19 protein-coding genes are annotated in these 20,063 nt (G+C 71.6%); 2 read left to right on the top strand and 17 right to left on the bottom strand.

Annotated elements, in window-relative coordinates:
• The 8 genes from F5972_RS29775 to F5972_RS29740 all read right to left on the bottom strand — a co-directional run bounded on the left by F5972_RS29775 (position 1) and on the right by F5972_RS29740 (position 7,008).
• Positions 1–801 carry an enoyl-CoA hydratase/isomerase family protein gene (locus F5972_RS29775; protein ID WP_150938394.1) on the bottom strand — a complete coding sequence of 267 codons (801 nt, stop codon included), beginning with the start codon at positions 799–801 and terminating at the stop codon, positions 1–3.
• On the bottom strand, positions 798–1,538 hold the full coding sequence (locus F5972_RS29770; protein ID WP_150938204.1) for an SDR family NAD(P)-dependent oxidoreductase: 741 nt from the start codon (positions 1,536–1,538) through the stop codon (positions 798–800). The genes F5972_RS29775 and F5972_RS29770 overlap by 4 nt, the downstream gene beginning before the upstream one ends.
• A complete protein-coding gene (locus tag F5972_RS29765; RefSeq protein ID WP_150938203.1) occupies positions 1,535–2,074 on the bottom strand; it encodes an iron-sulfur cluster assembly protein in 540 nt (179 codons plus the stop codon). The genes F5972_RS29770 and F5972_RS29765 overlap by 4 nt, the downstream gene beginning before the upstream one ends.
• Positions 2,071–3,225, bottom strand: coding sequence for a hypothetical protein (locus F5972_RS29760; protein WP_150938201.1), 1,155 nt, complete (start codon positions 3,223–3,225; stop codon positions 2,071–2,073). The genes F5972_RS29765 and F5972_RS29760 overlap by 4 nt, the downstream gene beginning before the upstream one ends.
• Positions 3,226–4,113, bottom strand: a complete 888-nt coding sequence (locus F5972_RS29755) for a Phenylacetic acid catabolic protein (protein WP_150938200.1) — start codon at positions 4,111–4,113, stop codon at positions 3,226–3,228. It abuts the gene before it with no gap.
• A gap of 53 nt (positions 4,114–4,166) precedes the next feature.
• Complete coding sequence (locus tag F5972_RS29750; RefSeq protein ID WP_150938198.1) at positions 4,167–5,159, bottom strand: 3-oxoacyl-ACP synthase III family protein; 993 nt, start codon at positions 5,157–5,159, stop codon at positions 4,167–4,169.
• Complete coding sequence (locus tag F5972_RS29745; RefSeq protein WP_150938196.1) at positions 5,159–6,226, bottom strand: ketoacyl-ACP synthase III family protein; 1,068 nt, start codon at positions 6,224–6,226, stop codon at positions 5,159–5,161. Before F5972_RS29745 ends, F5972_RS29750 begins: the two co-directional genes overlap by 1 nt.
• A gap of 407 nt (positions 6,227–6,633) precedes the next feature.
• Positions 6,634–7,008, bottom strand: coding sequence for a DUF488 domain-containing protein (locus F5972_RS29740; RefSeq protein WP_150938194.1), 375 nt, complete (start codon positions 7,006–7,008; stop codon positions 6,634–6,636).
• A gap of 163 nt (positions 7,009–7,171) precedes the next feature.
• Here F5972_RS29740 and F5972_RS29735 point away from each other — a divergent pair, with 163 nt between their 5' ends.
• Entirely contained in the window at positions 7,172–8,926 is a 1,755-nt protein-coding gene (locus tag F5972_RS29735; protein ID WP_150938191.1) for a glycoside hydrolase family 15 protein, read from the top strand.
• Positions 8,927–9,053: 127 nt separating this feature from the next.
• On the opposite strand, the gene F5972_RS29730 is transcribed toward F5972_RS29735, so the two are convergent.
• From F5972_RS29730 to F5972_RS29715, 4 genes are all read right to left on the bottom strand, one after another.
• On the bottom strand, positions 9,054–10,544 hold the full coding sequence (locus F5972_RS29730) for a non-reducing end alpha-L-arabinofuranosidase family hydrolase (protein WP_150938190.1): 1,491 nt from the start codon (positions 10,542–10,544) through the stop codon (positions 9,054–9,056).
• A gap of 345 nt (positions 10,545–10,889) precedes the next feature.
• Complete coding sequence (locus tag F5972_RS37540; RefSeq protein WP_191910370.1) at positions 10,890–11,066, bottom strand: hypothetical protein; 177 nt, start codon at positions 11,064–11,066, stop codon at positions 10,890–10,892.
• A 51-nt stretch (positions 11,067–11,117) separates the two neighbouring features.
• Positions 11,118–11,618 (bottom strand): hypothetical protein, encoded by a 501-nt coding sequence (locus tag F5972_RS29720; RefSeq protein ID WP_150938188.1) that lies wholly within the window; start codon positions 11,616–11,618, stop codon positions 11,118–11,120.
• 159 nt (positions 11,619–11,777) lie between these two features.
• On the bottom strand, positions 11,778–11,981 hold the full coding sequence (locus F5972_RS29715; protein ID WP_111701102.1) for a cold-shock protein: 204 nt from the start codon (positions 11,979–11,981) through the stop codon (positions 11,778–11,780).
• Between the two features lie 410 nt (positions 11,982–12,391).
• On the opposite strand from F5972_RS29715, the gene F5972_RS29710 reads away from it, so the two are divergent.
• Positions 12,392–13,312, top strand: coding sequence for an SDR family oxidoreductase (locus tag F5972_RS29710; RefSeq protein WP_150938186.1), 921 nt, complete (start codon positions 12,392–12,394; stop codon positions 13,310–13,312).
• 115 nt (positions 13,313–13,427) lie between these two features.
• Here the strand turns inward: F5972_RS29710 and F5972_RS29705 are convergent, their stop codons facing one another.
• The 5 genes from F5972_RS29705 to F5972_RS29685 form a co-directional block, all read right to left on the bottom strand.
• The gene (locus F5972_RS29705; protein WP_150938184.1) at positions 13,428–14,342 is read right to left on the bottom strand and encodes an RNA polymerase sigma-70 factor; all 915 of its coding nucleotides are present in this window, start codon (positions 14,340–14,342) and stop codon (positions 13,428–13,430) included.
• Positions 14,343–14,419: 77 nt separating this feature from the next.
• Positions 14,420–17,227, bottom strand: coding sequence for a M20/M25/M40 family metallo-hydrolase (locus F5972_RS29700; RefSeq protein ID WP_150938182.1), 2,808 nt, complete (start codon positions 17,225–17,227; stop codon positions 14,420–14,422).
• Entirely contained in the window at positions 17,224–18,060 is an 837-nt protein-coding gene (locus F5972_RS29695) for a 2,3,4,5-tetrahydropyridine-2,6-dicarboxylate N-succinyltransferase (protein WP_225312019.1), read from the bottom strand. Before F5972_RS29695 ends, F5972_RS29700 begins: the two co-directional genes overlap by 4 nt.
• Positions 18,057–19,346 (bottom strand): diaminopimelate decarboxylase, encoded by a 1,290-nt coding sequence (locus tag F5972_RS29690; RefSeq protein WP_150938180.1) that lies wholly within the window; start codon positions 19,344–19,346, stop codon positions 18,057–18,059. Before F5972_RS29690 ends, F5972_RS29695 begins: the two co-directional genes overlap by 4 nt.
• Before the next feature lie 15 nt (positions 19,347–19,361).
• Complete coding sequence (locus F5972_RS29685; RefSeq protein ID WP_150938178.1) at positions 19,362–20,057, bottom strand: methyltransferase domain-containing protein; 696 nt, start codon at positions 20,055–20,057, stop codon at positions 19,362–19,364.
• Between the last annotated feature and the right edge of the window lie 6 nt (positions 20,058–20,063).

The raw sequence follows: 20,063 nt of genomic DNA, 5'->3' as shown, positions 1-20,063 counted from the left end.
CTACCTCCCGGTGAAGCGTGCGCGGCCGGGGCCCTCAGTGATGAACCCCTGCATGCCGCTCGTACGGTCCTGAGTGCCGAACAGTCCGGCGAACACCGACCGTTCGATGGCGAGTCCGGCGGCCAGATCGGTCGCCAGGCCCGCGTCTATGGCGGTCTTCGCCGCGTGGAGGGCCAGCGCCGGGCCTGTCTCGAAGCGCCGCGCCCAGCGCAGTGCGCTGTCCAGTACCTGATCGGTCGGTACGACCTGGTCCACCAGGCCGATCTCCAGTGCCTCCTTCGCGCCCACCTGGCGCCCGCTGAAGATCAGCTCCTTGGCCCTCGCCGGACCGATCAGCCGGGGCAGCCGCTGGGTGCCACCCGCTCCGGGAATGACGCCCAGCAGGACTTCGGGGAGCCCGAGCCGCGCCTCGCTGCCGCAGATGCGCGCGTCGGCGGTCAGCGCCAGCTCGCAGCCGCCGCCGAGAGCGGGCCCGTTGATCGCGGCCACCACCGGCTTGGGGATGGCGGCGACCGCGTCGAAGGCCGCCTGGAGCACCGCCGCGTGGCCGACCATCTCGGCGTGCGTCATCGCGGCCATCTCCTTGATGTCGGCCCCCGCCGAGAAGACCGTGGGCCCGCCGTACACGACCACCGCGCGGACCCGCTCGTCGGTCGCGGCCCGCTCGGCGGCGAGGCGCAACGCGGCCTGTGCCGCGCGGTCCAGCACGTTGAGCGGCGGCCGGTCGAGGCGGAGGACGCCCACCGCGCCGTCGACGTTCAGCCACGCGGCCGGGTGATCCACCTCGGGGGCGGGTGTCATGACCACAGCAGGCCTCCGTTCACTTCCAGCACGTGGCCGTTGACGTAGCAGGACTCGGGACCGGCGAGGAAGACCGCCGCGTCGGCGGCTTCGTCCGCGTGGCCGGGCCGGCCGAGCGCCAGCCTGGTCTTGTAGCGCGACCAGATCCGGTCGTTGCCGGTGAGCTGCTGGCCCATCCCCTCGTCGAGGATCCCCGGGGCCAGGGAGTTGACGAGGATGCCGCGTGGGGCGAGCTCGATCGCGCTGACCTTGGTGAACATCTCCACCGCGGCTTTGGTGGCGCAGTATCCAGCGGCGCCGATGGCGACCCGGGTCGCCATGCTGGACGAGACGTTGACGATCCGGCCGGCGCCGCTGCGCTCCAGGTGGGGGACGGCGGCCCTGGTGCAGAGGAAGACCCCGGTCAGGTTGGTGGTCACCATGTCCTGCCAGTCGGCGACCGGCAGCCGGTCCACCCGCCCGTCCCGGCTCACGCCGGCGTTGGCCACCAGGATGTCGATGCCGCCGAAGCGCTCGACGGCCTCGTCCATCAGCGCGGTGACCGACTCGTCACTGGTGACGTCGACCGGGATGTAGGCGCAGCGGCCGGGTGCGAGGTCGAGAACCTCCTTGATGTCGTACGGGTTGCGGGCGGCGCAGACCACCCGCGCCCCCTCCTGCAGGTAGCGTTCCGCGATCGCCCGGCCGAGGCCCCGGGAGCCCCCGGTGATCACGGCGGTCTTTCCGCTGAGTCTCATCGTGATCCTCCGCGCACGGGTTCGGGTGTGGGGAGCATGGCGGTGCAGCCGGCCGTGCCGATCACGTCGAAGGTCGAGCCGCAGCCGCGGCAGTCGTACGGGACCTTGCACACCGCTCCGCCGAAGCGGCCAGCCTGCTCGACGTCCTCGCTGCCGCAGTAGGGGCAGCTGGAGGCGGTGCCCGCCACGCGATAGCCGCCCCTGCTCAGCGCGTCCCGGCCGGCGACGGTCACCGCCGCGGGCTGCCACGCGCCGCGCTCCCAGACGATCTCGATCCCGTATCCCGGTGCCGCCTCGGCGAGCGCGGACCGCACCCGCCGGGCGATCTCACCGACGGCGGGGCAGCTGATCCGCGTAGGGGTCAGGTGGACGCGGATCCGGCCGTCGGTCAGCGACACCGAGCGCAGCACTCCGAGGTCGCGCAGGCCCACGTCGATCTCCGGATCACTCACGCCGGCGACCACGTCGGCGAGCCGGTCGGTGAACCGGCCGTTGAGCCGGCCGGCGCGCTCGTCAGTGAGCTGGTCGGCGTTCAACTGAACACCCCCGGGGCGTACTCGTCACGGACCGTGCGGCCACGGGAGAGGGAGTCGGCCAGTGCGCTCCCGCCCACCCCCCAGGTCCGCGTCCCCGGGCCGTCCGGCAGGCGCGATCCGGGTCCGCCGTTCTCGCCGACCAGAGCGGCGAGACGCTCGTGCAGTGTCACGGCCAGAGCCGGACCCGCGGTCGCCGCGCCCGCCGCGACTCCCTGTGCGTGTGACTGCGGCCGGGCACCGAACATGTCGCCGGCGCGCTCGGTCACTTCGGCGTAGGCACGCGCGAACTCCGTCCGGGTCTCGGGCCAGGCGGCCAGCGCCCGCGCCCACCGCCGCCAGTGGTCCAGGTGGACCAGTTGCTCGTCGCGGATGGCGGTGATCGCGGGCAGCCACGCCGCGCCGGCCTCGGCCCCTGCGGTCTGCTCGGCTCCTCCGGTCTGCTCGGCTTCCGCGGTCTGCTCGGCTTCCGCGGTCTGCTCGGCGAGTACGGCGACGGCCGCGGCGATCACGAGGCCGCCGGCCACGAGGGACGGCCAGTCGGTGAGCCGCTCGACGACGCGCGACACCTGCCACTGCGCCTGCGCCCGGTCGAAGAAACGGGCATCCACAGCGGGCTGGTCGAAGCCGCACAGCACCAGGATCGTCCCGGCGTGCGCCAGCGCCTCCTGCCCGATGGAGCCGACCGCCAGCGCCTCCTCAAGGTCGATGTAGTCGACGATGTGTTCGCCCAGCCGGTTGCCCAGGACGAACAGATCGTCGGCGAGCGCCAGCCACAGGTCGGTGAGCCCGGGCTCGCGCGCGTCGTCGCGGCGCTCGGTCAGACCGCTGTCACGACGCTCCGGCGGGGCGGCGGCAGGTGGGGAGGCGGAGCGGTCACGGCGGCGTGCGGTGGGGAAGCCGGGCTGGCGGTACGGCATCCGGGTCTTGGCGGCGAGGAGGCCGCGGTCGTCCGCGCTGGAGACGATCATGTCGGTGCGGCGGACCACCCAGAGTTTGACGAGGTCGTCGCGGCGCCCGTAGGTCTCCTTGGCCAGGTGCCAGGCGGCGTCCGGGCGCGGCGAGACGATGGAACCGACATGGTTGAGAGCCGTGCCGTGGCCGCTCTGCGCGAACACCTCGTAGACGTCGGAGTCGGTCGGGATGTGCGGCATTCACGCCACCCCCTGCAGCGCGCGCCGGTACGGCGCGTTGCGGTCCAGGGCGCGGCGCACCCAGTCCAGCCGCCGCTGCGACGACGGCCCGCCGTTCGCGATGACCTTCTTCACCTGGACCCAGTCGGGCATCTCGAACTCCCACTCGCCCGAGGGCGCCTGACGCACCAGCGCGGGGTCCACGTGCAGACCGAGCTTCCGGACCACCGGGATGATCTTGTTGAGCCAGGCCTGGCGCACCTCGTCGTTGCCGTCCGGCTTCAGGCCGACCTGCCACATGCGGTTGGTGTGCAGGGTGTCGGTGTCGGGCGGCCCGAGGTAGGCCAGGATTCGCGGCAGCCACAGCTCGAACCCCTCCTGCACCCGGCGGCGCTGCTCGGCGTCACCGTGCGTCAGGATCTCGTGGGTCAGGTCCAGGGCGTGCTGGTAGTGGAAGGACTCCTCGCGTTCGACCTTGCGCAGCGCCCGGGCGTACGGCAGGTACACGCCCTTCGCCAGGGACTGGAACTGCGTGATCGCGGCCGAGTTGGTCAGGAGCAGCCCGGGGCCGACCTCCTCCCAGGTCGCGAAGGAGTAGTGGAAGATGTTGTGGATCTTCGTACGGCCCTCCAGGTAGTCGAGGAGGATCCGTTCGCGCGGCATGCCCAGGTCTTCGGCGACACGCGCGACCACGTGCCCGTGGCCGACCTCGTCCTGGATCTTGGCCATGAGCATCTGCCGCCTGGTGTGGCTGGGCGCGCGGTCCAGCCACTCGACGTACTGCAACACGCCCACCAGCTCGTTGAGCGCCTGTACGGCGGCGAACCGCCTGGCGCCCTCCCGCACCTCGTCGGGCATCGGATCCCACAGCTCGTAGCAGCGGTGTCCCGCCGCCGTCGCCATCGGCATTTTTGTCTCCTTTCACGGCACTTGCGCGATTTATCAGCAGGTGTCCGGCGGGCTCAGAACCAGCGGACGACGACGGCCCCCGCTGTCATGCCGCCGCCCACGCCGGCCAGCACCAGGAGCTCGCCGCGCCGGAAGGGACGGCGTTCGTGCTCCGTACGGAGGGTGAGCGGGATGGAGGCCGCGGCGGTGTTGCCGAATCGCGGTGCGGTGAGCGGCACCTTGGCGGGGTCGACGCCCAGCTCGCGGTAGCACTCCTCGACCATGCGGGTGTTGGCCTGGTGCAGGATGAGGCGGTCCACCTCCTCCAGCCGGAGCCCGGCCGAGTCGAGCGCCTCGCCGATCACCTTGGGGAGGGTGCGCATCGCGTACTCGCGTACGGGACGGCCCTTCATCCGGAACAGGTGCTCCCCCGCCTCCCGGGCCTCGGCGTCCAGCGGCCGGCGGGTGCCGCCGCCGGTCACCTCGACCAGATCGCGGTGCTCCCCGTTGGTGACCAGCCGCCAGTCCAGGACGCCGTACCCGTCGGGCACCGGACCGAGCAGCACCGCCCCGGCCCCGTCGCCGAACAGGCTGACGGTGCGCCGGTCGGAGGGGTCCATCAGCGAGGAGTAGACGTCCGCGCCGACCACCAGGGCGTACTCGCCGCCCTGCCCGGACAGCCGCGCCGACATCATCGAGTCGGCGACCCCCAGCGCGTAGAGGAAGCCGGAGCACACCGCGTTGACGTCGAACGCCGGGAAACCGGACAGCCCGAGCTTGTCCTGAAGGATCGCTCCGGTGGAGGGCTGCGGCTGGTCGGGCGTCGAGGTGCCCACGATGATCAGCCCCAGCCGGCTCGCCGCGTCGGGCCGTGCGGCCAGCGCCTCACGGGCGGCGTGCAGCGCGAGGTCGGAGGTGACGGTCCCGGGCTCGCGGTATCTGCGTTCCAGAATGCCGGTCCGCTCGACGATCCAGTTCTCGTCCACGCCGGCCCACTCGGCGACCCGCGCGTTGTCGATGACGACCGGCGGCACGTGGCCGCCCAGGCCGAGGAGTCCGAGGCCCATCAGACGCCCCTTTCCGGCACCTGCACGACGGCGCAGGCCCAGGTCCACGCCGCCCCGCCGCTGATCACCAGCGCGAAGTCGCCCGGCTCAAGCGGCATCTGGTCCCGCAGGTCGGCCAGGTTCGCGAGGAAGTCCCCGCAGCCCATGTGGCCGGTGACCGCGCCGAACCACAGCGCCTCGGCCTTCAGCACCTCACCCAGCACCGGCATGTAGATGCCGTCCAGCAGGCCCGTTCCGAGCCGCGGCAGCGCGATGTACTTGATTCGCGGGTCATCGAGCTGCAGCCCCGCGTCGTGCACGCTGTCCACGATCACGTTGCGGATCGACCGGCTGGCGATCTGACTGAACTTCTCCTTGCCGTGCACCGCCATGTAGGACTTCTTCGGACGGCGCAGGTCGATGTACTCGTTGTGCCACAGGGGCGTGGGGCTGAAGTCGTCGCCGTGCCGGAGCATCAGCTCGAGCTCGGCGGCGGTCTCGGTGGCCATGGACACGAGCGCGTAGTCGTCGGGTCCCGCGTCACTCTCCGAGTCGTCGTGGTGGTCGTTGTGGTGCAGCAGCACCGCGGACCCCCCGTCGCCGAAGCCCAGGCCGTAGTCGCAGGCCCAGCGGTCGAAACCGGGCGGCAGGAAGCGGTCGCCGGTGGTGATGAGCGCGGCGCCGAGCCCGGGGTCGGCGGCCAGGTTCATGGCGGCCACCTGAAGGGCCATCGCGCCCCCGTTGCAGCCCTGCTGGACGGCGTACGACAGGGCGTCGGGGGTGCCCACCTCGTTCGCCACGTAGTGCGGCGGCGACCACATGTCATGTCCCTGGTGGTAGATCCAGGTGTGCAGCACGAGGCCCACCTTGGAGGGGCTCCAGCCCGCCCGGCTGATCGCGTCGCGGGCGGCGGCCACCGCCATCTCGGGACCGGACCACCCGGACGAGACCGGCAGCTGGGTGAGTCCGAGCCGCTCGACGTCCGAGGCGGCCAGCTTGCCCGCCGCGACGGCGTCCTCGACGGTCTCGCAGTCCGGCGGAAGCCATGAGGTGGCGGTCTTGATCCGCAGATTGTTTCCGAATTTCATCAGGTTCCTTCGAAAGCTCGGGATCCGTGGGGTGATCGGGGAGTGCGGACTTTCCGGCAGACGGACGCCGGAGTGGCCGGCCGGCGGCCCGTCTGGCCGGGGAATATGGCGCGCCGAACCCGGCGGAGCGCGGTGCGCGGTCGTTCACCACTAGGGAGCTGACACTGGTGCCCTGAGTCACCGGTGGTTTCTCGCCCACTATCGCATACCTTCGCGTAGGTATGTAACTTTGCGGACGGCGCCACCCGGGAGCGAGAGGCGGCCTTCACAGGCAAGACCAGCGGCGCTGACCTCAGCACTGTGTAACTGGGGGACATCCTCACTTGCACAACGAGGAGGCGTGACGTCTTAGGAGGAGAAACCTGTCCGATGGTATTTTTCAGGCAGAACAGGAGGGTGCCGGCGGCTCACGTCCTGGACGTCTCGGCACCGGTCAGCCACTCGGCGAGAACGGCGGCCTGGCTGTGTTCGACGTCGCGGGTGGCGGTCAGCAGCGTCAGCCGGTCGTGGCCGGCGATCTCTCGCAGACGGTCCACGGCCTGCCGCCGCGCGGGCTCGCGCAGCTCGGTGAGGTAGCGCCGGCGGAACTCGGCGAACCTGCTGGGCTCGTGGCCGTACCAGCGGCGCAGTTCGGTGGAGGGGGCGACGTCACGCAGCCACTCGTCGATCCGCGCGTCCGCCTTGCGCATCCCCCGGGGCCAGACGCGATCGACGAGCACCCGCCTGCCGTCCTCGGGGGAGGATTCCTCGTAGATCCTGCGGTACGTGACGTCCTTGGTCATGGCATGCTCCCCCACTGGCTGCACCCATATGCCAGTTGACGCCGCGACGGGACCGTCCCGCAACCAGGCCGCGGACCAGTGCTGTTCACGAATCCATGGCGTCCCGGGGCTCGGGGACACGCCCGGACGGTGCCGCGCCACCCCCGCGAGTAGCGTGGTCCACATGCGGATCGAGGACTACGCCCTCATCGGGGACACGCAGTCTGCCGCCCTCGTCGGTCGCGACGGGTCGATCGACTGGCTCTGCCTTCCCCGGTTCGACTCCCCCGCATGCTTCGCCAAGCTCCTCGGTGACGAGTCCAACGGGTTCTGGCGGCTCGCCCCCGCCGGGCACGAGATGGCCACGCGGCGCGCGTACGTCGACGACACGCTGATCCTCGAGACGATCTGGAAGACCTCCACGGGGACCGTCAAGGTCATCGACTTCATGCCTCCCCGGCACGCCAACCCCGCCCTGGTCCGGATCGTGGAGGGCGTGTCCGGGATCGTGCGCATGACCACGGAGATCAGCATCCGGTTCGACTACGGCAGCATCGTCCCCTGGGCCCGCCGCCTGGGCGGCCGCCTCCACGCCATCGGCGGGCCCGACTCGGTCTGGATCGACACCGCCGTCCACCTGAAGGGCAGCGGCGGCCGGCACACCGGCGTCTTCACGATCGCCGCGGGGCAACGCCGGTCGTTCGTGTTCACCTGGCACCCCTCGCACCAGCCGGAACCCGGCATCATCGATCCCGGCGAGCAGTTCACCGAGACCAGCCGGTTCTGGACGGAGTGGGCCTCCCGCTGCTGGCTCCCGGGCCGTTGCCGCGCCACCGTGATCCGCTCCCTCATCACGCTCAAGGCGCTCACCTACAGCCCGACCGGCGGCGTCGTGGCGGCTCCCACCACGTCACTGCCCGAGCATCTCGGCGGGGTGCGCAACTGGGACTACCGCTACTGCTGGCTGCGCGACGCCGCGATGGCACTCGACGCCCTGACCGAGTCCGGATATGTCACCGAGGCCGGCGCCTGGCTCGACTGGCTGCTCCGCGCCGTCGCGGGCCGCCCGGAGGACCTCCAGATCATGTACGGCGTGGCGGGCGAAAGGCGCCTGCCGGAGCTGACGCTCGACTGGCTCGCCGGGTTCGAGGGCTCCCGGCCGGTGCGGATAGGCAACGGCGCGGCCGGCCAGCTTCAGCTCGACGTCTACGGCGAGGTGCTCAACTGCTTCTACCGGGCCCGCAAGCTGGGGATGCCACCCCACGACTACGCCTGGACCATCGTCAGCCGGCTGATGGACTTCCTGGAGCGCAGCTGGACCCAGCCCGACGAGGGTCTGTGGGAGGTGCGCGGCCCGCGGCGGCACTTCGTCCACTCCAAGGTCATGGCGTGGGTGGCGGCCGACCGTCAGGTGCGCGCGATCGAGGAGCTCGGCCACACCGGTCCCCTCCGGCGCTGGCGGGCCATGCGGGCCCGGATCCACGCCGAGGTCTGCGACAGGGGCTTCGACCGCGAACGCGGCACGTTCACCCAGTCGTACGGCTCCCGCGAACTCGACGCGGCGCTGCTCCTCATCCCGATCGTCGGCTTCCTGCCCCCTGAGGACCCCCGGGTCATCGGCACGATCGAGGCGATCGAACGCGAGCTGATGACCGACTGCTTCGTGCTGCGCTATCCGATCTCCGAGAGCAACGACGTCGACGGCCTGCCCGGATCCGAGGGCGCCTTCCTCGCCTGCAGCTTCTGGCTGGCCGAGGCGCTCGACCTCGTGGGCCGCAAGGACGAGGCCAGGGACCTGTTCGAGCGGCTGCTGACTCTCAGCAACGACGTCGGCCTGCTCCCCGAGGAGTACGACCCCGTCCAGGGGCGCCATCTGGGCAACTTCCCACAGGCCTTCACCCACCTCCACCTGATCCACACGGCCCTCGCGCTCTGCTGACGCCGGTCTTCGGACCGGCCCCGGAAACCCCGGACATGACGGGGGCGGGCCCGGCGCTGTGCCAAGCCCGCCCGTTTCAGGTCCACCCTCACACGTCAGGACGTACGGGCGGGACCTGTGTCATGCCTTAGCGCTGCAGGGTGAGCAGGCCCGGGCGGTAGGGCAGGAGACCGTAGTCGACGCCGTCGGAGCTGGGGCTGCGGCCCTGGTAGAGCAGCTGCAGGTTGCAGGGGTCGACCGTCTTGGTCTGGTCGGGGTTGTTGCGGACCAGGTCACCATGGCTGATGTCGTTGGTCCACGTGGCGCCGCTGTTGGCCTTGCCCGCGAACGGGTTGCTCTCGGTCGCGGCGTTCGGCGTCCACGACCCGCTCAGGCTGTCGGCCGTGAACGAGCGGAAGTAGCGGCCCCGCGAGCCGATCGCCTCGACGAGCATGAGGTACTTGTTCTGGTTCTGCAGCTTGTAGACCTCGACCGCCTCGAACAGGTTGTTGGTCGAGTCGCTCATGATCTGGGTGTAGTTGGAACCGAAGCTGCCCGGGAAGTTCCCGATCGGCATGCTCTGCCGGTAGATCTTGCCGTTGTCCCCGGCGAAGAACAGGTACATGTTCTGGCCGTCACCGATCAGCGTCTGGTCGATCGGGCCGGTGCCGGAGCCGGAGATGCTCGCGGTGGACAGGGTCTGCGCCGCTCCCCAGCCGTTGGGGTTGGTGGGGTCGCTGGAGGTCCGGTAGGTGAAGGCGGTCCCGCCCCACTGGTAGGCCAGCACCCAGATGTTCTTCGGCGCGAAGTAGAACAGCGTCGGCGCCACGGTGCCCGAGTTCATCTTGGTCTGGGTGGCCGAGCCCATGTCCGACCAGTTGGTGAACGTGCTGAAGGCCATCGAGCCCCAGCTCGACCCGTTGTCGTGCGTGGTGGCGTAGACCAGGTGCTTGCCGTTGATGACGACGTTGGTGAAGTCCTTGAGCGAGACCCACCCGGACTTCGGCTGCGCCAGCGCGCCCGTCGAGGTCCAGCGGTACGACGTCGGCAGGTTGCAGGTGCCGGTCGGCGTCGTGCTCGGTGTCGCGGTCGGCGTCGCGGACGGCGACTGGGTCGGGCCGCCGGAGGTGGTCCACTTCTGGTTGGTCCCGCCGTGGCAGGTCCACAGGTAGACGGGGGACCCGTTGGTCGTGCCGTAGTTGCTCACGTCCAGGCACAGGCCCGACTGCACGCCCGTGATCGTCCCGTCGGAGTTCAGGCGCCACTTCTGGTTGGCCTGGCCGTTGCAGGACCAGATGACCACCTTGGTGCCGTTCGCGGTGCCCTGACCGTAGGCGTCCACGCACCGCGTGCCGTTGAACGTCCGCAGATCACCGGACGAGGTGAACTCGAACGCCTGGTTGGCCTGGCCGTTGCAGTCGTAGATCTGCAGACCGGTTCCCTGCGCGTCGGTGTTGCCCACCACGTCGAGGCATCGGCCCGACCCGACGCCCACCAGCGGCGCCGCCGCCGCCGACGCGGGCCCCGCCGACACAAGCGCCGCGGCCAGCACCGTCACCAACGCGGCGGACACACGCGCCGCCACGGTGACATGGGAACGCCACCGGCCGGCGGCCGAACGGATGGGGGGTGAATGCATGGTCTACTCCTGAGGGTGGGTCGAGGCGGAGGCCTGCGTCTTACGGGAAACTGTTAGCGCTAACATTTTCTATGGCACGAGAGGTTGCGTCCACAGGCGTCAATGTCGGTGGTTAATGGCGGAGCAAACTAGGGCGTACCGGGTGGCGTCAAGAGGCCGTCCGAACGCTCCGGCGGCGCTTCGGCCTTCGGGAGCGCGTCTATCTGGCGTTACCGGCCCGGCCCGCACAGTACGCGCGACAACCTCGTGATGAAACTTTCACCCGCGCGCTATGCCGCTGACGAGCCTGCCGGGGCCTGCCGAAGGCCGCCTCCGGCGGCGGCAAGAGGTCTGCTCAAGACCAGGTCAAGCGTAGAGGTCGTCAAGGGTGATCAGGCGCACGTCGCTCCCTGGTTCAGCGCCGAGTTCCGCCGTGAATCCGGCGCCCGAATAACACGTGAGCACCGTGTCGCGCGTGTCGTACCCCTTGGCCGTGAGCAGATCGCGCGCACGACGGAGCCGGGCCACATGCTCGGCTCCCATGAGCCTGTCCCACCTGACCTCGCCCAGCGACAGAACCCGTCGCGGGATTCACTACCGGTGCCGGTTTGCTCGTACGCGGCGGGAGCCCATGGTCAGGGCCAGGGCGGCGGCGGCACAGGCGATGGCGGCGAGCAGCGGTGGTGCCCATGGAGCCGGGCCGCCGCTGGTCCAGTCCGGTTGGCTGCCCGCGCTGACGTCCGCAGGGGTGAACGGCCACGGGCGTTCGTCCACGAAGACCACCAGGTTGACCACGGCCATGAGGCCGAGAAGCACGGCGCCGGCCGTGCCCGTTCGCCACCACAGCCAGGAGAGGCCGGCCGCTGACAGGGCGAGCAGCGGCAGGACGCCCAGCACGAGGAGATCGAGCGCGAGCAGGTAGCGCGCGTCGACTCCGACGAAACGCCAGGCGAAGGAGACGAGCGGCAGGTAGTCGATGCCGCCGCGCGCGGTCATGGCCATCAGCGTGAACGGCACCGCTGAGAGGAGCACCGCCAGGGTCATCCACGGCCACGCCCGGCGACCGGCCCGGTCTCGCCCCGCCTTCTCGATCACCAGCGAATCGTACGGGACCGCCTCGCTGAGGGCTTGCCCTCACGGTGCCACTGCACCGAATGACGAAGGCCCCGGGACTCCGTGAGGAGCCCGGGGCCTGATGCCGTCGGATGCGGGCCTCACCTCAGTGGGCCCGGCATCGCCGGTGTGAAACGCTGCTTAGAGCGGCCGAACCTGCTCGGCCTGCGGGCCCTTGGCGCCCTGGCCGGCGGTGTACTCGACGCGCTGGTTCTCCTCCAGCGAGCGGTAGCCGCGGCTGTCGATGGCCGAGTAGTGGACGAAGACGTCCGGAGTGCCGTCGTCGGGGGCGATGAAGCCGAAGCCCTTCTCGGCGTTGAACCACTTGACGGTTCCCTGGGCCATACTGCTTTCTCCTTCATGAGACGATCTCGAGAGGCCACGGGTGTGATCCCTCGGGCTGCTGCGACCGACCGCCTCGGGAAAGCCTCGGCTCCGAACGGCAACGCCCGCTGTCACTACTCAGCAGGCGCTTCAACGCATACTGGTACTTCGACACAACCTCTGACTACGACACTACACGCCGCGACGCGGTTCGCGCGCCCCCCTTTCGCAAAACCCCGTACGCGCCCTCAGCCCGTGCCCGTCCACCGCCCGAAGGCACGCTCGGTGCCGCTGCCGTGCCGCCGGTCAGACGCGCTCGTGCATGAGGGCGGGCTCTCCGTCTGTGACGACTGTCATACACGTCACAGACGGGGAGGTCGTCCTGTCTTTGCTCAGCAGGACGGAACGCATGGCGACCAGGGGGGTTCGCAATGGAAGTACCTGACTTGAGCGGAAAGCTGGCCGTGGTGACCGGGGGCAGCGACGGTATCGGTCTCGGCCTGGCCACGCGCCTGGCCCAGGCCGGGGCCGAGGTGGTGCTGCCGGTCCGTAACGTCGCCAAGGGCGCCGCCGCGCTTCAGAAGATCCACTCGGCCGCACCAGAGGCGGTGATCTCCACTCGTGAGCTCGACCTGGCCTCCCTGGAGTCGGTCGCGAAGCTGGCCGACGCCCTCCGGCGCGAGGCCCGCCCGATCGACATCCTGATCAACAACGCGGGTGTGATGGCTCCCGCCGCCCGGCACACCACCGTGGACGGTCTGGAGTTGCAGTTCGGCACCAACCACATCGGTCATTTCGCGCTGGTGGCACGGCTCCTGCCGCTGCTACGCCTGCGCGGAGCGCGGGTCACCACCATGACCAGCAGCGCCGCCCGCTCGGCGAAGATCGACTGGGCCGACCCGCAGAGCGAACGGAAGTATTCGCCGGTCCGCTCGTACGGCCGGTCGAAGCTGGCCAACCTTCTCTTCGGGCTCGAACTGGACCGGCGCAGCAGGGCAGGCGGGTGGGGCATCGTGAGCAACGTCGCCCATCCCGGCACGACCCTCACCAACCTCTACGCGTCCGGGCCGAACCTCGGCCGCGCCCGCTCCGCGCCGTACGAGCGGATCATGAGGCGGCTCCTGCGGTGGGGCCTGTTCGTGCAGCCGGTCGACGCGGGGCTGCTGCCCGCCCTGTACGCCGCCACCAGCCCGGACGCCCGGGGCGGCCGTCTCTACGGCCCCGACGGCATCGGCCAGTTCACGGGCGGCCCCACGGAGCTGCCCCTCTACAGGTCGGTCCGGGTCGATTCCGACGCGGCCCGCCTGTGGGACGTCTCCGAGCGGCTGGCCGGGGTCGAGTTCCCCACTTGAGCCGTGCCCCCTGATCTGCGCCTCCTGATCTGCGCCTCCGATCTGCGCCGCCTGACTTGGCCCGCGCTCGCCCGACCGGGCCGCCACCCGGATCACCGCGCGGCACCCGCCCGGCTCATCCGGCGTCCGGGGAGGAGAATGCGGCGATCTTGGCGGGGTTCATCATCCACAGCACCTGGCCGATACCCTCGTCGGAGGCGTCGACGGTGAGCACCGTGAACGCCTCGCCGTCGCGGCGCAGCACGGCCGCCGCCTGCCCGTTGACGTCGGCCCACTCCACCTCGGCCCCGGCCCAGAACCGGTCCGCGAACGCCCTGACGTACTTCGCGACCCGCAGCGCGCCGATCACGGGGATGCGGGAGGCGCGGACCGCGCCGCCGCCGTCGGAGTAGCTGACCACGTCCGCGGCGAGGATCCGCTCCAGCGCGGCGAGGTCGCCGGAACGGGCGGCGGTGACGAAGGCGGCGAGCAGCCGGCGCTGCTCGGCCTTGGACACCGGCGCCCGGCGCTCGGAGGCGAGGTGCTTGCGGGCCCTGCTGACCAGTTGCCGCACCGCCGCCTCACTGGCCTGGATGATCTCGGCGATCTGCCGGTAGGGGTAGTCGAACGCCTCGCGCAGCACGTAGGCCGCGCGTTCGGTGGGGGTGAGCCGCTCCAGCAGGAGCAGGACCGCGAAGCCCAGGGCCTCACCCCGCTCGGCGCCGAGGTGGGGGTCGTCGCGGGTGTCGACGGGTTCTGGGAGCCACGGTCCCACGTACGTCTCGCGGCGGACCCGGGCCGACTGCAGGACGTTGATGGCGAGGCGGGTGGTCACCGTCGCCAGGAACGCTCCCGGTTCGGCCACCGTGTCGCGGTCGTAGGCCTGCCAGCGCATCCAGACGTCCTGCAGCAGGTCTTCGGCCTCGGCGGAACTGCCCAGCATCCGGTACGCGATCCCGAACAGGCGGGGCCGTACGCCCTGGAACACGGCCGCCGCCTGGTCGAGATCGTCCACCTCGCCGAGGTGTCTCCCCGATCCGGTGTCCCCCATGACGTCGCTCCCGTTCCGCCGGCGATGGACCCGCCCAGCCTTTCACTCGCCCATCTCGCGGCTTCGACCGGGATCCGTCAGCTCCAGGGGCCCCTGAGCAGGGTGTGGAAGCAGTCGGCGCCGAACTCCAGCGCCCGCACCGAGACGCGCTCGTCAGGGCAGTGGAGGCGGTCGCGGTAGACAACCTCGGGCCCGTGCAGCAGCGGCATCCAGCCGTAGCACTCGATGCCGAGCCCGCGGAAGACCCGCGCGTCGGTCGAGGCGGGCGTGATCACGGGGACCGGGACGCCGCCCGGGTCCCTGTCTTTGAGCACTCCGGCGAGCCGGTCGTAGAAGCCGCCGAGTCGCGGTGGCGGGCTCTTCTCGCCCTCCACGAGCATCTCGATCTCCATCTCGCACCCGGCCAGGGCACGCAGCTCGGCGAGGAAGTCCTCCGTCGAGAAGTCGCCGGGCAGCAGCCGTCCGTCGAGCTCGACCGTGATCTCGGACGGGTGCACGTTCGTCACCGTGCCGCCACGCAGCACGGTGGCGGTTACGGTGTGCCGGACGAGCGACTGGAGATAGCGGGAGGCCGTGTCGCCCAGCCCGGCCAGCGGGCCGGCGTTCCCGGGGTCGGCCCGGAACGCCTCGACCGCGCGGCCGGCCTCGGGGGGCAGCGCCCGCGCCAGCTCGCCCAGCATGTGGTCGACGACCGGGGTGAGCCGGACGCCCAGGCCGCCGCCGGAGATCGCGTCGAGCAGCCGCGCGAGTTTGCGCACGGCGCCGTCGGCGGACGGGACCCGGGAGGCGTGCCCGCCCGGCCCGCGCAGGGTCACCCTCACCCAGCAGGTGCGCTTCTCCCCCACCACGACGGGATGGACGCGGGCGTACGCGCCGAGCCCCAGCTCGGCCCCGCCGTCCTCGCCGATCGCGTGCCTGACCCCGGCGAACAGCTCCGGATGCCGGCCCACGAGGAAGCGCGCCCCCACCGTGCTCCCGGCCTCCTCGTCGGGGACGACGGCGAGGATGACGTCGCCGGGCGGCTCCTCGCCCGCCGCCCGCATGCGCAGCAGCGCCGCCAGCATCATCGCGAGCTGGCCCTTCATGTCGACGGCCCCGCGCCCCCACAGCTCCCCGCCGACGATCTCCCCGGCGAACGGCGGACGGGTCCAGGGCTGCCCCTCCACCGGGACGACGTCGGCGTGCGCCTGGAGCAGCAGCGGCGGTTCGGCGCCCCGGCCGGGCAGCCGGGCGACGAGGTTCGGGCGGCGCGGGTCCGCCGCGAGCAGCCGCGTCTCCAGCCCGGCGGCGTCCAGCAGGTCACGGATCCAGCCGACGCAGTCGGCCTCGTCGCCCGGCGGATTGACCGTGGGAAACCTGATCAGCCGCTGCGCGATCGCCGTGGCCGTCGTCGGCGCAGGGGACGGCTCGTCCGGTGAAGGCGAGGTGGCCTCCTGTGCGGGAGCCTTCTGAGAGGCGGCCTCCGCCGCCCGCGGCGTCACCACCGCCGCCTCCCCGCCCTGTCCGGGACCGGCGGCCGATGCGAGCCCGCCGCGTACGAGACCGGCGCTCACGAGCCCGGCGCGTACGAGACGGCCGCCGTGCATCGAACGGCCGTCGTCTGCCGGCTGGCCGCCGCGTACGAGATGACCGCGCTGGGTGAGGCCGTCGCGCAGCCGGGTGAGCGCCTCGCGCATGACCGTCTCCTCGTGGACGAGGGCGACGCGCAGGTGCCCGGCGCCCGGGTTCACGCCGTCCGGCCCCTCGGCCGCGAGATAGCGGCCCGGCATGACCGACAGGCCCTGGTCGCGCCACAGGTCCCGGGCCGCCGCCTCGTCGTCGGCCACCGGCAGCCAGAGGAAGAAACCCGCCTCGGCCCGGTGATAGCCGGGAAGCCCGCCGGAGCCCGTGAGCCCGTCAGAGCCCGAGAACCCACCGGAGCCCGAGAGCCCGAGGAAACCGGGGTGCCCGCCGAGGATCTCGTCGGCCAGGTCCCAGTTGCGGGCGAGCGCGGACCGCAGCCGCGCCACGTGGGCGTCGTCGGACCACAGCGCGGCGGCGGCCGCGCAGACGGGCAGAGGGCTGGAGACCCCGCAGGCCCGGTTGTGGGCGGCGTACGCCGCGACCGTGGCGGGGTCGCCCGCGGCGAAGCCGCTGCGCAGCCCCGGCGCCGCCGACCGCTTCGACAGGCTGTGCAGCACCAGGAACCGTCCGGGCGCGACCGTGCCACGCTCCACCAGAGAGAGATAGCCCGGGGGTTCGCGGCCGGTGGACAGGTCGGTGTAACACTCGTCCACGACGAGCAGCGCGTCGGCCATGGCGGCGATCTTCGTGATCTCGCCGAGGGCCTCCTCCGGCAGGATCTCCCCTCCCGGGTTCCCGGGGTTGCACACGATCAGGGCGGCGACAGGGGAACGCGCCGCGTCCACGGCCGCCGCGACGGCGGCCGCGCCGTCGCCCCCGGCGAAGAACTCCGGCCGGGCGCCCGCCGCCTCGGCTCCCGCGAGGTACGTCGGGTAGAAGGGGTTGGGCATGACGACCGTGGGCGTCTCGCCGTCGCGGCGGGCCCGCGCCCTGGTGAACCCGACGGCGAGGGCGACGGCGGCCGCGACGGCCTGCTTGGTGCCGGGGGTCGGCTCGATCGCGATCGTCTCGTCGTCCACCCCGCGCCGTACGCCGAAGCGGCGCTCCAGCCAGCCCCGGTAGGCGGCCCGCAGTTCGGGGGTGCCGCCGAGCGGCGGATAGCGGGTCCACCCCTCGGCGTCGTCCAGGAGGCCGGGCGGGAGCGGGGGCGTCACGAGCCGCGACTCGCCGAGGTGGAGCCGCACCGGTTCTCGGCCGGCCGGCGGGGGGACGCCGTCGAGCAGGTCGCGCAGCAGGGCGAACGCGCTCCGGCCGCTGGTCACCGGTCCAGGTCCCGTACGAGGTCGTTGAGCGCGGTCTTGCCCCGGGTCCGCTCGTCGGCGTACTTGACGATCACCGCCGCGTACGTCGAGAGGCCGGGCCGTCGGGGGTCGGTGCGCGCGCCGGGGATCACCACGGCGTTCTCGGGCACCTCCCCGTAGGTCACCTCGCCCGTGGCCCGGTCGACGATCGGGGTCGAGCGGCCCAGGTAGACGCCCATCCCGACGACCGCGCCGCGGCGCACCCGCACGCCCTCCGCGATCTCGCTGCGGGCGCCGACGAAGACGTCGTCCTCGACGACGACCGGGTCGTCCCCGATCGGCTCCAGCACGCCGCCGAGGCCGGCGCCGCCGGAGATGTGGCACCGCGCGCCGACCTGCGCGCAGGAACCGACCGTCGCCCAGGTGTCGATCATGGTGCCCGCGCCGACGTACGCGCCGACGTTCACGAAGCAGGGCATCAGCACGGCGCCCGGCGCGACGTACGCCCCGAAGCGGACGACGGCGCCGGGGACGACCCTGATCCTCGCCTCCTCGAAGTCGGGTTCCTTCCAGGTCTCGAACTTCAGGGGCACCTTGTCGAAGGTCCGGGGGCGGCCGGGGCCCGCCTCGGCCATCTCGCTGCGGCCGGTCAGGAACGACAGCAGGATCAGCCTCTTGACGAAGGTGTCCACGACCCACTCCTCGCCCAGGGGGCGGGCGGCGCGCAGTTCGCCGCGGTCGAGCGCGCCGAGACCGGCCTCGATCTCCGGCGCGAGGGCCGCCAGTTCGGCCTCGGTCAGCTCGGCCCGCCGTTCCCAGGCGGCCTCCACCACGGCGTGGCTCATCGGCTTCATTCGTCTCGTCCCTCGTGCTCGTGGTCCGGAAGGCCGGCCGGCGCGCTCAGCACCGGCTCCGGCTGCCAGCGGGCCGTGGCCAGGTAGTCGTCGACGGTCTCGGCGCGGCGGATCTCAACGACGTCGCCGCCGGGGGTCATCATCAGCTCGGCCGGCCGCAGCCGGCCGTTGTAGGTGAAGCCCATGGCGTGCCCGTGGGCGCCGGTGTCGTGGACGAGGGCGATGTCCCCTTCACGCGGATCGGGCAGCATCCGGTCGATCGCGAACTTGTCCATGTTCTCGCAGAGCGAGCCGACCACGTCGAACCGCGACCGCTCCCGTCCCCGGGCGAAGGGCAGGCTGACGTGGTGGTACGCGCCGTACATCGCGGGGCGCATGAGCGCGGACATCGACGCGTCGACGCCGACGATCTCGCGGCCCTTGCGGCAGCGGTTGACCACCCGGGTCACCAGCACGCCGTGGGGCCCGGTGACGAACCGTCCGCACTCCATGAGGATGCGCGGGGCCCGCCGCGGGAAGCACCGGCGGCGCGCGGCCACGATGGCGTCGGCGTACGCCGTGAAGCTGAGCGGTTTGTCCTCGGGGCGGTAGGGGATGCCGAGGCCGCCGCCCACGTTGACGTACTCGACGTCGACGCCGGCGGCCTCGGCCACGTGCGCGCCCAGCTCGACGACGTCCACCGCCGCCCGGATGGCCCGGTCGACGTCCAGCTCGTTGGCGCAGGTCATGCCGTGGATGCCGAACCGGGTCACGCCGCGCCGCCGGGCCTCGCGGTAGGCGTCGGGGAGCTCGTCCAGGGGCACACCGAACTTGGAGCCGGTCGGGTCGCCCATGAGCGACGAGCCCGCCGCGAGCCCGTTGGGCGAGGCGCGGAACGCCACCGTCTCCGGCAGGACGTCCGCCTTGTCGAGGAACGACCGGTCGTCGAAGGTGATGAGCGCCCCCGCCTCCAGGGCGGCGCGATACTCGATGAGCCGGGTGTTGTTGGAGGTGAAGACCACCTCGTCGCCGGTCGCGCCGACGCGGGCGGCCATCTCAAGCTCGATCGGGGACGCGCAGTCGAGCCCGCTGCCCTCCCGGTGCAGCAGGGAGAGGATCACGGGATTCGGCAGGGCCTTCACTGCGAAGTACTGGCGGTAGGGCTCGCCCCGGAAGGCGTCCACCATCCCCCGGTACGTCTCGATGATCCCCTGGGCGTCGTAGATGTGGAACGGCGTGCCGTACGCGGCCACGACGTCCGGGAGCACGGGCAGGAGCTTGCGGGCGAACCCGTCAGAGATCGGCACGCTGGTCTCCCTCGGTCACGGCACCCGCGCGACGCAGATGGTGCGGTTGCGCATGCCGCTGATGGGCCGCAGGTAGGGGAAGTAGTAGCTCTCCAGCGGCTCGAACCCGAACGCCGACAGGGTGTCCTGCAGGTAGTCCTTCGAGACGAACCAGAAGCCCTCGACCCGCTCGTGCGGGGCGAAGGCGACGCTCCGGTCGCGCGGCGCGTCGTTGGAGAAGACCAGGCGCGTCCCGGACCGCAGGCCCAGGCTCTCCAGCTTGCCGAGGGCGGGCCGCAGTTCCTCCGCGGGGTCGAAGAGGTGGCCGAGCAGGCCGTCGGCGTAGACCGCCTCGGCGTCGCCCACGTCGCCCGCCGTCAGCGCGAAGTAGTCGGCGGTGAAGGCGTCGACGCCCTTCTGCCGGGTCAGCCGCACCGCCTCCTCGTTGTAGTCCATCGCTCTGACCTTGCGCTCGCAGTGCACGAGGTCGGCCTCGACGAAGCCGTTGCCGCAGCCGAGGGAGAAGACGCCGGAGCCGTCCGAGGTCAGCGAAAGGATCTTGAGGACCATGTGCGAGCGGTATTCGGGGACGTACGTGGAGGGGGTGATGGAGTCGTTGTACGCGCCGCCGCTCTCCCATATGTCATAGATGGTGGCCTCGGCCCCGCCGACCTCGCGCTGCGTGCAGTAGTACTCGCGCACCGCGTCGAGCGCCTGTCGGGTCTGGGTCATGTGCGT

Source organism: Microbispora cellulosiformans (assembly GCF_008728085.1).
In the GTDB taxonomy this organism is placed as follows: Bacteria; Actinomycetota; Actinomycetes; order Streptosporangiales; family Streptosporangiaceae; genus Microbispora; species Microbispora amethystogenes.
Note: the sequence above shows the minus strand (reverse complement) of the source record. Positions and strands in the feature narration are given on the sequence as shown.